This window comes from Caballeronia sp. LZ034LL (assembly GCF_031451215.1).
Classification (GTDB): Bacteria; Pseudomonadota; Gammaproteobacteria; order Burkholderiales; family Burkholderiaceae; genus Caballeronia.
The window spans coordinates 1,392,755-1,406,572 of sequence record NZ_JARUXR010000004.1; the positions used below are offsets into that span (position 1 = coordinate 1,392,755).

Annotated in this window: 16 protein-coding genes; 9 read left to right on the top strand and 7 right to left on the bottom strand. The window is 64.1% G+C overall.

The features are described 5' to 3' along the window. Nucleotides 1-4: 4 nt before the first annotated feature. Nucleotides 5-1,531: an AMP nucleosidase gene (locus tag QCE83_RS33760; protein ID WP_309821085.1), complete on the bottom strand. Its 1,527-nt coding sequence runs from the start codon at nt 1,529-1,531 to the stop codon at nt 5-7. A 217-nt stretch (nt 1,532-1,748) separates the two neighbouring features. On the opposite strand from QCE83_RS33760, the gene QCE83_RS33765 reads away from it, so the two are divergent. From QCE83_RS33765 to QCE83_RS33775, 3 genes are all read left to right on the top strand, one after another. Continuing rightward, nucleotides 1,749-2,159 carry a hypothetical protein gene (locus QCE83_RS33765; RefSeq protein ID WP_309821086.1) on the top strand — a complete coding sequence of 137 codons (411 nt, stop codon included), beginning with the start codon at nt 1,749-1,751 and terminating at the stop codon, nt 2,157-2,159. Between the two features lie 127 nt (nt 2,160-2,286). Continuing rightward, complete coding sequence (locus tag QCE83_RS33770) at nt 2,287-3,258, top strand: homoserine kinase (protein WP_309821087.1); 972 nt, start codon at nt 2,287-2,289, stop codon at nt 3,256-3,258. A gap of 8 nt (nt 3,259-3,266) precedes the next feature. Next, on the top strand, nt 3,267-4,088 hold the full coding sequence (locus tag QCE83_RS33775; protein ID WP_309821088.1) for a BPSS1780 family membrane protein: 822 nt from the start codon (nt 3,267-3,269) through the stop codon (nt 4,086-4,088). A gap of 111 nt (nt 4,089-4,199) precedes the next feature. On the opposite strand, the gene QCE83_RS33780 is transcribed toward QCE83_RS33775, so the two are convergent. Beyond that, nucleotides 4,200-4,373 (bottom strand): DUF3563 family protein, encoded by a 174-nt coding sequence (locus tag QCE83_RS33780; protein WP_309821089.1) that lies wholly within the window; start codon nt 4,371-4,373, stop codon nt 4,200-4,202. Nucleotides 4,374-4,502: 129 nt separating this feature from the next. After that, nucleotides 4,503-5,675 carry a PHB depolymerase family esterase gene (locus QCE83_RS33785; RefSeq protein WP_309821090.1) on the bottom strand — a complete coding sequence of 391 codons (1,173 nt, stop codon included), beginning with the start codon at nt 5,673-5,675 and terminating at the stop codon, nt 4,503-4,505. A gap of 321 nt (nt 5,676-5,996) precedes the next feature. Between QCE83_RS33785 and QCE83_RS33790 the strand changes: the two genes are divergently transcribed. Next, nucleotides 5,997-6,683, top strand: a complete 687-nt coding sequence (locus QCE83_RS33790) for a phosphatase PAP2 family protein (protein WP_309821091.1) — start codon at nt 5,997-5,999, stop codon at nt 6,681-6,683. 21 nt (nt 6,684-6,704) lie between these two features. Here QCE83_RS33790 and QCE83_RS33795 read toward each other — a convergent pair whose 3' ends face one another. Continuing rightward, nucleotides 6,705-7,529 (bottom strand): TOBE domain-containing protein, encoded by an 825-nt coding sequence (locus QCE83_RS33795; RefSeq protein ID WP_309821092.1) that lies wholly within the window; start codon nt 7,527-7,529, stop codon nt 6,705-6,707. 56 nt (nt 7,530-7,585) lie between these two features. Next, the gene (locus QCE83_RS33800) at nt 7,586-9,070 is read right to left on the bottom strand and encodes a CHAD domain-containing protein (protein WP_309821093.1); all 1,485 of its coding nucleotides are present in this window, start codon (nt 9,068-9,070) and stop codon (nt 7,586-7,588) included. Nucleotides 9,071-9,267: 197 nt separating this feature from the next. Between QCE83_RS33800 and QCE83_RS33805 the strand changes: the two genes are divergently transcribed. Both QCE83_RS33805 and QCE83_RS33810 read left to right on the top strand, forming a co-directional pair. Beyond that, complete coding sequence (locus QCE83_RS33805) at nt 9,268-10,854, top strand: inorganic phosphate transporter (RefSeq protein WP_309821094.1); 1,587 nt, start codon at nt 9,268-9,270, stop codon at nt 10,852-10,854. Between the two features lie 321 nt (nt 10,855-11,175). Beyond that, a complete protein-coding gene (locus QCE83_RS33810; RefSeq protein WP_086971801.1) occupies nt 11,176-11,334 on the top strand; it encodes a DUF3309 family protein in 159 nt (52 codons plus the stop codon). A 104-nt stretch (nt 11,335-11,438) separates the two neighbouring features. Here QCE83_RS33810 and QCE83_RS33815 read toward each other — a convergent pair whose 3' ends face one another. Both QCE83_RS33815 and QCE83_RS33820 read right to left on the bottom strand, forming a co-directional pair. Beyond that, on the bottom strand, nt 11,439-11,747 hold the full coding sequence (locus tag QCE83_RS33815; RefSeq protein ID WP_309821095.1) for a hypothetical protein: 309 nt from the start codon (nt 11,745-11,747) through the stop codon (nt 11,439-11,441). Then, nucleotides 11,744-11,989: a hypothetical protein gene (locus QCE83_RS33820; RefSeq protein ID WP_309821096.1), complete on the bottom strand. Its 246-nt coding sequence runs from the start codon at nt 11,987-11,989 to the stop codon at nt 11,744-11,746. The genes QCE83_RS33815 and QCE83_RS33820 overlap by 4 nt, the downstream gene beginning before the upstream one ends. 275 nt (nt 11,990-12,264) lie before the next feature. On the opposite strand from QCE83_RS33820, the gene QCE83_RS33825 reads away from it, so the two are divergent. The 3 genes from QCE83_RS33825 to QCE83_RS33835 all read left to right on the top strand — a co-directional run bounded on the left by QCE83_RS33825 (nt 12,265) and on the right by QCE83_RS33835 (nt 13,799). Then, entirely contained in the window at nt 12,265-12,537 is a 273-nt protein-coding gene (locus tag QCE83_RS33825) for a DUF2866 domain-containing protein (RefSeq protein ID WP_309821097.1), read from the top strand. 93 nt (nt 12,538-12,630) lie between these two features. Further along, entirely contained in the window at nt 12,631-13,068 is a 438-nt protein-coding gene (locus QCE83_RS33830) for an MbcA/ParS/Xre antitoxin family protein (RefSeq protein ID WP_309821098.1), read from the top strand. Continuing rightward, nucleotides 13,068-13,799, top strand: a complete 732-nt coding sequence (locus QCE83_RS33835) for an RES family NAD+ phosphorylase (RefSeq protein ID WP_309821099.1) — start codon at nt 13,068-13,070, stop codon at nt 13,797-13,799. The genes QCE83_RS33830 and QCE83_RS33835 overlap by 1 nt, the downstream gene beginning before the upstream one ends. Nucleotides 13,800-13,818 lie beyond the last annotated feature (19 nt).

The window sequence follows — 13,818 nt, forward strand, 5'->3', positions numbered from 1 at the left end:
CCGCTTATTGGAACGCGACTTCGGCGAAGCTGCGCAGCTTGCGGCTGTGCAATTGCGACAGCCCGTTCATGCGCAACAACTCCATCGCCTTCACGCCGATCTGCAGATGCTGATCCACCTGCGCGCGATAGAACTGGTCGGCCATGCCGGGCAGTTTCAGTTCGCCATGCAGCGGCTTGTCCGACACGCATAGCAAGGTCCCGTACGGCACGCGGAAACGGAAGCCGTTGGCGGCGATCGTCGCGCTTTCCATGTCGAGCGCAACGGCCCGGCTCTGCGACAGCCGCCGTACCGGCTCGCGATGATCGCGCAGTTCCCAGTTGCGGTTATCCACGCTCGCCACCGTGCCCGTGCGCATCACGCGCTTCAGGTCGGTGCCTTCGAGCTGCGTCACCTGGGCGACCGCCTTCTCCAGCGCCACCTGCACTTCCGCCAGCGCCGGCACCGGCACCCACAGCGGCAGGTCGTCATCGAGCACGTGATCTTCACGCACGTAACCGTGGGCGAGCACGTAGTCGCCGAGCCGCTGCGTATTGCGCAACCCCGCGCAATGTCCAAGCATGATCCACGCATGCGGGCGCAGCACCGCGATATGGTCCGTGATCGTCTTCGCGTTCGACGGTCCCACGCCGATATTCACCATCGTGATGCCGCTGCCGTCCGCGCGCTTCAGGTGATACGCGGGCATCTGCGGCAGGCGTGCGGGGGCCGCGCCCTCCTCGGGCTGTTCGCCGAGGTTCGCGTTATACGTGACGACGTCGCCGGGTTCGACGAACGATGAATACTCGCTGCGATAGGCGCGCGTGGCTTCGTCGTCGGCACGCGACATCATCGTGCGGCCGAGCTTCACGAATTCGTCGATATAGAACTGGTAGTTCGTGTACAGCACGTAGTTCTGGAAATGCGTCGGCGAGGTCGCGGTGTAGTGGCGCAGCCGGTGCAGCGAGAAGTCCACGCGCGCCGCTGTGAACAACGCGAGCGGATGCGGCTCGCCAGGCCCGGGCTCGAAGGTACCGTTGACGATGCGGTCGTCGAGCAGCGCGAGGTCCGGCGTATCGAAGATGTTGCGCATCGCGAGCAGACGGTCGCGATCCAGGTCGCCTTCGAGATGAATGCCTTCGGCGAATGCGAAGTGAATCGGGATCGGCTGCGCCGACACGCCCACTTCGATCCCCACATGATGATTCTTCGCGAGCAGGCGCAACTGCTCGCGATAGTAGTCGCCGAACAGGTCGGGACGCGTGAGCGTCGTTTCATAGATGCCCGGGCCGGCGACGAAACCATACGAACGGCGTGAATCGATCTGCGTGTTCAACTCGGTCCGCACGCGCACGAAGGGATAGCACGCTCGCACGCGGTGCGTGAACTGCTCGTTGCGCCGATAGCGCGCGAATGCGTCGCGCAGGAATGCGGTGTTGGCTTCATAGATCGCGGAAAGCCGCGTGACGGCCGCGACAGGATCTTCGAAGGATTCGGTCGGGAAGTCGTTGGCAGGCGTGCCCTGGGTGCTTTGAGTCCGGTCGTTTGTCATGATCTTGTGTCTTTTTTGATGCCCTCGATGAATCGACCTTAACACGGAAGAATGCCCGATCCATGAAGCCCCTGATCGCGTGAGTGCGTGCAATCACACCGTGCAACAGTGTTTTTTCGGCGCCACGTCGAAATGCTGAAAACCAGCGCACAATAAGGCGTTCCACTGATTCGGCAAGGCTTTTTGCTAGAATCCGGCCATCGCCTGGAGAACCATCATGAAGCTGCACCTTTGCGCCGCCGTCGCGGCAGTCCTCGCCGCCGCAAGCCTCGGCGCAGTTGCGCAGCCAGCGCCGCAAGCCGCTCAAATCGAGCCGCAACCCGCCACGCAGAAAATGTCGCCGGAAGAAGCAGCGGGCCTTCCGGATCTGAAAGCCATCAACCGGCCGCCGGCCAATGTCAGTTCGAAAGTCGAAATCTCGCCGCCGCGCACGCCGAGCTTTCACGAACTGAGCACGAACGGCACTGAAATCACCGAATTCCGCGACAAGGGCAAGCCCGTCGAGATCGACGTGCATTCCAACTTCGGCACGCGTTATCAGATGAGCGCGCCCGCCGATACCTCGCCGCAAGTGCGCGACAACGGCAAGGCCAGCACCCGCCTGCCGTCGATCAACCTGCGTTACTGATCTTTCCTGATCGCGCCGGACCCGCCCGATGAAAGCGGGTCGCGGCCTCGCGGCGCGGCGTGTGATAGGCCGCGCCGATCTTCACAGGCCCGCTCCGGGCCGTCCAACCTGACCGACGCTTCCCTGCATGGCCGTCTTTACCCCCGTCACCCACGCCGAGCTCGGCGACTGGCTGCAAGACTACGATCTCGGCGATGTCGTCGAATTGCGCGGCATCCAGTCCGGTATCGAAAACAGCAATTTCTTTCTCACGACCACGCGCGGCGAATACGTGCTGACGATCTTCGAGAATCTGAGCGCCACGCAGTTGCCGTTCTATCTCGATCTGATGCGCCATCTGGCCTCGCATCGCGTGCCCGTGCCCGATCCGATGCCGCGCCGTGACGGCACGCTGTTCGGCATGCTGCATGGCAAGCCCGCCTCGGTGGTTACCAAGCTGGAAGGCGCGCCCGAACTCGCGCCGACGCCCGCGCATTGCATCGAGGTCGGGCAGATGCTCGCGCGCCTGCATCTGGCCGGACGCGATTTTCCGCAGCATCAGCCGAATCTGCGCAGCCTGTCATGGTGGCAGGAAAAGGCGCCGTCGATCGTCGAATTCCTGAGCCATGAGCAGCGCGAGTTGTTCGAAGGCGAGTTGGCGTGGCAGGCGGCGTTCTTTGGCTCGGCGGATTACGCGGCGCTGCCCGGCGGCCCGTGTCATTGCGACCTGTTCCGCGACAATGTGCTGTTTGCGCCCGGGCTCGAACATGCGCGCCTCGGCGGTTTCTTCGATTTCTATTTCGCGGGTGTCGACAAATGGCTGTTCGATGTCGCCGTGACCGTCAACGACTGGTGCACGGATCTCGCGACGGGCGCGCTGGATGCCGCGCGTGTCGATGCGTTGCTGCGCGCGTATCAGACCGTTCGGCCGTTCACGCCTGCCGAGGAGCGTCACTGGAACGACATGCTGCGCGCAGGCGCGATGCGCTTCTGGGTGTCGCGCCTGCATGATTTTCATCGGCCGCGTGAAGCGCAGATGCTGAACGCGCACGATCCGGGTCATTTCGAACGCATCCTGCGCGCGCGCGTCCAGGCTGCTGCTCCATTCGCACAAGGCTGATCCTCTCTATGCGACTGATCGAAGTTCCCGCCAAGACCGGCTACGTGTGGTTCCGCCAGGGAATCTGGCTGTTTCGCCGCAATCCCTTTGCGTTTCTCACGGTGTTCTTCGCCTATTTGTTCGTGATGACGCTGATTTCGCGCGTGCCGCTGATCGGGCCGGTGCTGCCGCTCCTGTTCATCCCGGGCGTGGCGGTCGGCTTCATGGCGGCATGCCGCAACACGATTGCCGGCAAACCCGTCTGGCCGACCGTGCTCGTCGACGGCTTCCGCTCGTACGGGAGCATCGTTGCGCGCCGGTTGCTCGCGCTCGGCGCGTTGTATGTCGTGGCGATGGCCGTGATTTTCGCGGTGTCGGCGCTGGTGGACGGCGGTACGCTGCTGAACCTCATGATGGGCGACGCGCCCGCGGGCGACCCCGAAACCGTCGCGGCCAGCTTCAGTCCGCTCGCGGTGCTCGTTGCGCTGGCGTGCTACATCCCGTTCGCGATGTTGTTCTGGTTCGCGCCGATCCTCGTCGCGTGGCACGACGTGCCGCCCGCCAAGGCGTTGTTCTTCAGCCTGGTGTCGTGCTGGCGCAACCGTGGGGCGTTCGTCTACTACGGCGTGTTGTGGATTTGCATTGCGCTTGCGGTGTCGTTCGGCCTCACCGCATTGATGCAGGCGCTCGGCGCCGGGCAGGAGATGGCGTTGGCGGTGCTGATGCCGGCGTCGATTCTCGTCACCACCGCGCTGTATTGCTCGTTCTACGCCACGTATCGCGGCTGCTTCGGCGTGCAGTCGCCGGACACGCCGGATATCCCGGACACCTCCGACGCTCCGAAGGTCTAGAACGGCAAGCGCAAAAATTCGGGACGAGAAAAAGCCGGCTCAAGCAATTGAGCCGGCTTTCTATGCGTTGCTGCCGGAAGCTGAATCCGGCGAACTATTCAAGTCAGAGACTTAGTTCGACATCCACTGCGGATGACGCGTCTTGACTCGCTGATCCAGCTTCTTCATACGATATTCAAGATCGTACACGTCCGTGGCTTCGGCGAGATAGGCGTCGTCGCGCTCGCGGTCGCGCTGGTCGGCAGACTTGGTCAGGAACAGGAAAATGCGGCTGAGCAGGAACATGGTGGGCCTCGCTGGGATACTAGGGTTACTACCTATTAAGCGATTATAGGGTAATCCCTGATCCAGCGCCAGCCCCAAAAACAATAAATCTCTGATCTCAAACACAATTTTGCGACACGTCGACGCCCGTCACGCCACGCGGGCCTTGCTGGCGGCCTCGCCGGAGCGTCGCTGGTGCTTGAAAAATTCCCACATCACGGCCGATGAATCCGGCCCTTTCGACGAATGGAAGGCCACGGTGTCGTCGCCGCCCGCCCATGCATGACCCAATCCGCGCACGATCGACGTTTTCACGACCCGGCGGCCGTTCTTGATGTAATCGCTGACCACGCCGTCCGAGAGTTTCTCCTCGCGGAATTCGCCCGCGCGGCGGTTGCCTTCCGCATCGATGAAACCGTTCAGCCGCAGGAACTGCCGCGTCAGTTGCTCGGCATTCGCGGCTGTGACGACCGAATCCAGCTCGCCATGAACGATGATCGCCGGCATGCCGGGGTAATCGCGAACGTCGACGGCGGCATCGATCAGGGCGACCGGATCCGTGCGGCTGCCGCGGCGCATGACATCCATTGCGCCGATCGCCGAATGCGCCTCGCCGAATACCACGCCGGAATGCAGCCCGACCGCCGCGAACGTCTGCGGATGGCGGATCGCGAGCAGCGCGGCGAGCCCCGCCCCGGCCGACATCCCGGCAACGTAGACGCGCTCTTCGTCGAGATCGTGATCCGCGACGATCGCCTTCACGAGCGAGATCACGGAAGCCGCCTCGCCGCCACCGCCGCCGCCCGAGTCGTCGTACCAGTGCCAGCAGCGATGCGCATGCTCGTGCTTGGACTGCTCCGGATATAGCACCGCGAAGCCGTATTTATCGGCGAGAAGATTGATGCGCGTGCCTTGAGCGAACTCGTCCGCATTCTGTTTGCAGCCGTGCAGCATGACGACAAGCGGCATCCGCTCGGCGCTTTCGTTCGGCGGCAGATAAAGCGCATACGACAGATGATTCACCAGACGGCCGGCCGAAGTCGGCGGCGCCGAATGGTACGAACGCGCCCACTTTCCGCGCGCCCAGGCCGACGCGCGCGGTCGAACCCGCGATTCGCGCGCGGCCGGACGCGCGCCGGTGCGCGGCGACGACGCCTTGGCCGCCGCGCCCGACTGGAGTTTCGACTTGACGGTTTTAGCCCGCGTGGGCGTGGGCTTGGCCTTGGGTTTGGTCCGTGGCTTGGGAGCGTGAACCGCTTCAACGTGGCTGGCGACCAGGCGTCTCAAGCCGCGCAGCCAGAGCTTGGTAAGGCTTTTCGACATTCGGCTGAGTCCTCCGCAAACGGCAATCGAACGGCGCGAGCAGGATTTCCGCGCCGGGTTGTGCAATGCACAATAACACCTTTTGCCCGGACGAACGCTCGTCCGCGCATGACATATCGGGACGAATTAACAGCAATTCAACAAAATAGCGAAAATTAAATGAAAGTTACGCGATGTAACGAGCGAACTCGGCCCGCGCTGCCACATAATTGCGTACAGCGGCGGGCAGTTATACTGCTGAGGATTAGCCTGCCAAAACGAGACTTGGCAGTGCCAGCCGTCCGTTACTGCGTTGCAGCAACCCTTATTCCCAAGCCATCAATGTCCATGGAGCTTCCCGTTTCCGTCTGGTACTGGATCACCGCGCTCGGCAGCGTCGGCGTGATGGGCCCGGTCGCGCTCATCATTGCCGCGTGGCTCGCGCTCGGCTATCGCTGGAAATACGCGGGCGCATGGCTCGCGCTGCTCGGCACCGCAAGCGGCCTGGTCGCGTTGAGCAAGATTGCGTTCATCGGCTGGGGAATCGGCTTGCGCGATTTCGATTTCACCGGCATCAGCGGACACGCGCTCATGTCCACGTCGGTGCTGCCGGTGGCCGTCTTCGTCGCGTTGCTGCCCGCACGGGGACCGTTGCGGGCGCTCGGCGTCGTCGCCGGATTGCTGTTGGGGCTGGCCGTGGGCGTGTCGCGCGTGGTGCTCGATGCCCATTCGGTGTCGGAGGTCGTCGCGGGATGTGCGCTCGGCGCCGTGGTTGCGCTGATTTTCGTGCGCTTTGCGTGGCGCGCCGAGCCCGGGAAGCTGGCGCCGATGCCCGTGGCCGCGAGTTTCGCGGCGGTCGTCATCGCGTTGCACGGCGTGCCGGTGCCGACGCAGCACTGGATCACCGAGATCGCCCTCGGTTTGTCGGGCCATGCACGGCCCTATGTGCGAGCCAGCTGGAAGGTGAAACGCCCGCGTGCGCCGGAGCATCGCACGGAGGTCCAGGCGACGGATCCAGACGCCGCCTGAGATTCAGTCGAAATCAGAGGCTCAGTCGTTCACGCCGATGATCACGCTCGACGCCTTGATCACCGCCACCGCCTTTTGACCTTGCGCGAGTCCGAGCGTGTCGGCGCTCTGGTTGGTGATGATCGCCGTGACGGTAGTGCCGCCGTCGAGCGTCAGTGACACTTCCGCGTTCACCGCGCCTTTCGTCACGTTGCTGACCGTGCCGCGCAGCTGATTGCGCGCCGAGAGCTTGGCGTTCGTGTCTTCCATCAGCATCACCCACGATGCCTTGATCAGCGCGAAGGCGTCGCTGCCTTCCTTCAGGCCGAGCGCCTGCGTGCTCTCGTGCGTCACGACCGCGACGATGGTCTGGCCGCCCGGCAGGCCGAGTTCGATTTCATCGTTGACGGCACCGCGCGTGACCTTGGTCACCTTGCCTGCCAGTTGATTGCGTGCGCTTGTTTTCATCCCCAGTCTCCCGATCAGTTGCCAGTCATGGGCAAAGCCGGCGATCGCCGCGCCCGCCTGTTGCAGAAATTTGCGATGCTCGCGCTCCACCACGCGATATGTCTCGATGAGCCGCAGCGCCGCCGGCGTGAGCGTCGTGCCGCCGCCGCCGCGACCGCCGCTCGACGTAGTCACAAGCGGCTCGCCGGCGAGGTTGTTCATCGTATCGACGGCGTCCCACGCTGCCTTGTAACTCATGCCGATCCGCTTGGCGGCGGCCGTGATCGACCCGGCGTCGCGGATCGCGGCGAGCAACGCAATGCGCGACGCGCCGCCGAGTGTTTCCGTCCCGTTCGTGAGCCACACGGAACCGCCGAGTTCCAGCGACTCGTGCCGCGCGAGCGGTTCGTCACCGTTCATGCATCGTCTCCAGAGGTCGCGCCGTTACTGAAATCGAAACAATCCGGCGTGCCGCATTATAGCGACGCCTTCAGCCGCGGACGACGCAGCGCGCGCAACACGCGCTCGCCTTCCTGCGCGTCGGTTCGCGCCGCGGCCGCGCTCCACGCGCGCGCGAAACCGCGCTGATAGTCGGTGGCTTCGGGCAGCGAGGCGAGGCGGTCGGCGGCGACGACGGCATCGTTGGCTTCGCCCAGCGCGGACTGAAGTTGCCCGAGCAGCTCGCCGGCGTGCTTGCGGGTGCGGGACGACAGGATCGAGCGGAAGAATTCCAGCGCGTAGCGCAGCCTTTTGACCTGAATGCGCACGCGGTGCCGCTCCTGCGCCGGCAGCCGGACGAGATCGGGCACGCCGGCGATCCGGCGATAGTCCTTGCGGATCCGCCTCGCCGCGAACGCGACGAAACTCGTCGGAACGGCATCCTCCTGCACCGCGAAACGCGCGAGCCATTCGATGAAGGCCAGCGCAAGCCGCGCATGCCGTTGCGACGCGAGTGCATCGCGCAGCCTTTCGCGTGCGTCCTGGCGCCTCGCTTCTGCCGCCACGGCGAGTGCTTGCCAGCGGGTGGCGTCATCGTCGGAAGCGGCGTAGGCCGGCAGCGTCTTGCCGGCGAAAACATCCCAGTCGCGCGCCTCGGCGAGCAGCCCGCCGAACCAGGCAAGTTCCGGGGCGATGTGCGTATGCCAGGTCTCGTCGATATCGTCGCGAAACAGCTTCAGCAACGTCTTCAGACGCCGCTGCGCGACCCGCAGTTGATGCACGTGTTCGTCGCCGAGACCGTGGCGCGCGGCGGCTTCGTTGCCGAACCACTGTCCGGCCACCGACGCCGCCATCGCGACGAAGCCCGCTCGCCGCGTCGCTGAAGGCGGCACGTCGAGGCCGATCGCATACACGGGATCGACACTGGATGCGGATGCCGCGCCGGACGCAACGACGAACGGCGTTGCATCGATGACCGCGCCGGCGAGACTGAACAGCGCGTCCAGCGAACCGTCCACGGCCGGCGCAGAGAGACGCAGTTCCGGATGGCCATCGGCAGCGGTTTCGAACAACGCGCGCAGGTACACGCCGTCCATGTCGATGCGCCATTCGATGCGCTCGATTTCACGACCGTCGCCGGCAGCCGGCACTGTCTGGGCCGCAAACCCGATCACTCGATGCGCCTTCGCCAGCGGCACACGCAATCCAGCTTCGGCTTCGGCAAATTCGCGCAGCGATGCGCCGAGATCGTCGCCGGCCGGTCGCGCAAAGCTCCGGTAGCGCGTGAAGCCGGGCATCGGCGGCTGTTCCGTCTGGATGGCGCGCAGCGTGCGCGCGCCGTCCAGCGTCTCGACCGTCAGCCGCCAGTCCGGCGCTTTCAGCGGAATCTCGCGCACATGCAGCAGCGCGCGCGTGGACGGATGCCCGGCAAACGCGGCGATCCGCCCGAGCGCCGCGATCAACGTCGCCCGCCCGTCCTCTTGCTGGCCCGCCCGCAACGCGATTTCAAACCACATCGTCATGGTGACTCCCGAGCGCGCCTGCGCCGCCGTTCAGATCATATGAATTCACGATTGATTCGCGATTGACGCGTGTTTCACGAAATCGACACACGGCGGGTGAAACATCAGCGATTGTGCTTTGCAACGCACCTATCCGCCGTTTCCCTATTTGCCGCCCACTCGCGCAACTCGCGCAAGCCCAGCCTCAAGGACGCGACATGAATCAAGTTGTCTTTCCCCAGACCGAGAGCGGCCGCTCTCCCGGCCAGCGCTACGCCCTGCTGATCTTTCTGCTGGTGATCGCGGCCGGCGTCGTCTATTGCGTGATGCATCTGCTCGAGGATCTCGCGCCGGTGCGGGAATCGTCGGTACTGCCGTATGTCCTGCTGGGCGTCGCGCTGTTGATCGCGCTCGGCTTCGAATTCGTCAATGGCTTCCATGACACGGCCAACGCCGTCGCCACCGTCATCTACACCCATTCGCTGACGCCCAATCTGGCAGTGGTCTGGTCCGGCATGTGGAACTTCATCGGCGTGCTGATTTCCAGCGGCGCGGTGGCGTTCGGCATCCTGCAACTGCTGCCGGTGGAACTCATCATCGGCGTCGGCAGTTCGCAGGGCTTCGCCATGGTGTTCGCGCTGCTGATCGCCGCGATCATCTGGAACCTCGGCACCTGGGCGCTCGGCCTGCCCTCGTCCAGCTCGCATACGCTGATCGGTTCCGTGATCGGCGTCGGCCTGATGAACCAGATGCTGCATGGTTCGAACGGCACGTCGGGCGTCGACTGGAGCCAGGCGGTGTCGGTCGGCAAGTCGCTGCTGTTTTCGCCGATCGTCGGCTTCATTCTCGCGGGCTTCCTGCTGTATGTGCTGAAGCTCGTCGTGCACGTGCCGGCGCTTTACAAGGAGCCGGAAAAGAACGCGCCGCCGCCATTCTGGATCCGCTGCCTGCTGATCCTGACCTGCACGGGCGTCTCGTTCGCGCACGGCTCCAACGACGGCCAGAAGGGCATGGGCCTCATCATGCTGATCCTGATCGGCACCGTGCCGACTGCCTATGCGCTCAACAAGGCCGTGACGGCCAACGAAACGCAGACCTTCCTCGCCGTGAGCCACAGCGCGGCCGAGACGTTGCAGCGCTACAGCAACGGCGTCGCGCCCGCCGCCGATGCACGCGCCCAAGTCGAGAAGTTCGTCCAGACGAAAACCTTAGCACCGGACTCGGTGGCCTCGCTGAAAAGCCTCGTCGACTCGATCGAATCGCAGGTTCGCCCGAGTCAGACCATGGCTGAACTGCCGCAAGGCAACGTCCGCAACGTGCGCAACGAGATGTATGTTGCGTCCGAGGCGCTGCGCATCATGGAGAAGCAGAAGACGCCCGCGTTCTCGCAACCCGACCTCGCGACTCTCGACAACTACAAGAAGCAGCTCGATCACGCGACCAAGTTCATCCCGACGTGGGTGAAGGTGGCCGTGGCAGTGGCGCTGGGACTTGGCACGATGGTCGGCTGGAAGCGCATCGTCGTGACGGTGGGCGAGCGCATCGGCAAGACGCATCTGACGTATGGACAAGGCGCATCGGCGGAACTCGTCGCGATGCTGACCATCGGCGCCGCCGATGCCTACGGCCTTCCGGTCAGCACGACGCACGTGCTTTCGTCGGGCATTGCCGGCACGATGGCCGCGAACGGTTCCGGCCTGCAATGGCGCACGGTGCGCAGCCTGGCGCTCGCGTGGATCCTGACGCTGCCGGTTTCGATCGCGCTCGCGGGCTTCCTGTTCTGGGCGTTCCGCGGCATCTTCTGAAGGCCCGCCTGAGCGCCTGCATGGCAGGAGCGCGGCGATCCGCGCTCCCGTCGGTTGCAAATTTTGCGCTTCCCCTATCGTTCGCTCGTCATTTTTGACAATCCGCCTGTTCCCGCGTCTGTCCGGGATACGCCTGAAGCCTTGTGCCGCCTGGGTTACAGGCTGACTGGCACAGCCATTGCTCTATTCTCCTCGTCGATCGCACCTCGGACCGGACGACAGCAAGCTCCGCCGCCCCGGCGCACTGTGCTGTACGGCAGTTGGGAGGCCGCGCCGGGTGTCGATTCGTCAATCGCGATCAATTAACAAGGAGACGTCAAAATGACGATCGGAACCATCCTGCTGATCATCCTGATCCTGATCCTGATCGGCGCCATTCCGTCCTGGCCGCATAGCCGCAGTTGGGGTTATGGGCCGAGCGGTATTGTCGGCGTCGTGTTGATCGTGGTGATCGTGCTTTTGCTGATGGGACGGCTGTGACGTCCCGCGCGCCCGCGCTGCTTTGAGCGGGTCGCGACTTGTGCAAATGAAAAGGGGCGCCCGACCGGGCGCCCCTTTTCATTTTGTGAACCCGTCCGGCGATATCAGACGCGCATCACCTGACCGTTCGGTTCGATCTTGCGCGGAATCATCGGTTCGGATTGCTTCGGCGACGATGCCTTCGGCCGTGCCGTGACGACGGGCGCTTCGATCGCGGCCTTGTCGGCCACCTGCTTCACCGCCGTCGCGCTCTTGCGCTTTTTCTTCGCGGCGATCTGGCTGCCCGTGTGTCCCTTCTGCTTGCCCTTCACGGCTTGCGCCTCGGGCGGATTCCAGACTTCCGTGTAACGCTCGGCTGCGAACAACGACGACGAGCCGAAGACCAGCAGAAGAATGAGCAATGCGCGCTTCAAAGGTTTCGCTCCAACGGTGAGTGGCCCGCTCTGCGCGAGAGGATGGCGTCGAGCGAGCGCTCGGAGGTGTCGAGTTCGTGTAAGGCGGCGTCGAGTCGGCCGATTGAAGACGCGGCGGACTGGCCGTTTGCTTCGAGTCCGGGCTCGCTTCGCGTGGCGTCGAACGCTGCGTGGACGGCTCGCGTCGCGCGCATGAAACGTTCGAGCGCGGCGGCTTCGAGCGAATCGCTACGTGGATTCATCGGCAAGCTCCTGTTACGAACAAGCTGTACGAATATACAGTAATCGATCGTCCCGGCAAACCTGCCGATTCCAGCGTGGTGAAAATACCGCAGCCCTCTTGACCGGTACGCCAACGCCATTTTCGCGCGATCCGGTGACATTTCGACGCGCCTTCTCGTTCGCTATCTCGAAATTAAGTCGCGCTTAATTCTGGGCCGACACACTCCAGACGCGATCCGGCTCCGCTGGCGCCGTCAGCATGACGGCCCGAGCCGCCCACGATGAGGAATGTGCCATGCCCGCCAACACCACTGCGCGCCCGTCTTTCGCCAATCTCGCTCCGACGCTGCGCAAGAAGCACGCGCTCGCGTTGCGCCGCTGCCGCCTGTCGGCGCCGGTCGAGCCGCTGTTCGGTCCGGCCTACCGGATGGTCGAATGGGAGAACAAGAACGATCCGCGCGTCCAGTGCCGCATCTTTCCCGCCAACTGCACGTCCAAGGAGATCGCCGAAGCGTTGAGAGCGCATGTGCCGGGCCGCCGTTACGGGCCCGTTGATGAAGACGCGTGATCCGTCGCGCCGAGCACGAAAGTTCATGCATTGCTTGAATTAATCCATATATGGACTAATATGATCATCAAGTTCTTCTAGAGACTTGATGACATGTCCCATGCCGCACGCGCCCATTCAGCGGCGACAGGCCACACGCCGCCGCCCCCGGCACTGCATTCAGGCGACCTTTCCGCCGCCGGCTTGCGTGCCTTCATCAACATCGCCCGGGACTGGTCGCTATCAGCCGAAGAGCAGATCATCCTGCTGGGTTCGCCCGGGCGTTCCACATACTTCAAATGGAAGAACGCGCCTGAATCGGCGCGGCTCGAACGCGACAAGCTCGAACGCCTGTCGCTCATTCTCGGCATCTACAAGGCGCTGCAAATCCTGCTGCCGGACCCCGGCGCCGCCGACACCTGGATCCGCCGTCCCAACACCGCGCCGCCCTTCGGCGGCAAGCCGGCGCTTGACCGCATGCTGGCCGGCAACATCAGCGACCTGCTCGCCGTTCGGCAATACCTCGATGCCATGCGAGGCGGATGGGCGTGATGGGCATCGAATTCGGCAAGAACCCGTCCGACTGGCGGGAACGCTGGCCGCATGGCCTGCTCGACTGGTCGCCTGCGTATCGCGTGATTCCTACCCGCTTTCCCGCTGTGAATTTGTTCGACCGCGTGGCGTCGCCGCACGATTTCGAAGCGTTGTACGCACTGGAAGCCATGACCAACGACCGCCTGCGGACCGAACTTGGCGAACTGGATCTCGTGCCGCAGGACGAGCGCTGCTTCGGGCCGGGCTGCGGGCCGATCATGGCCGCGTTCACGCATCTGAACCCCAATGGCAGCCGTTTCTCCGACGGACACTACGGCGTGTTCTATTGCGCCCGCGACCGGCAGACGGCCATCGAGGAAACGCGTTACCACTCGAGTCTGTTCCTGCGCGCCACGAACGAAGCGCCGCTGCGCCAGCAAATGCGCCTCTATTCGGTGACCGCGTACGGGGAAGTGGTGGATTTGCGCGGGGACGCCATCGCGCGGAATGGTCTGGATGTGCGTCTCCTCGATCCCGTCGACTATGGCGCGGGCCGCGCGCTCGGCCGTGCGGCGCGTGAGGCCGGCGCGGCGGGGATTGCGTATCCGTCGGTGCGCGACCCGCAGGGTGAATGCCTCGCGGCCCTGCGCACGACGATGCTGCGCGACTGCCACCACGCGGCCTATCTCGAGTACAACTGGAACGGCCACGCGATCGATTACGTGTTCGAGCTGAACCAGGTCGGCTGAACTTCCTGTACGTCAATGC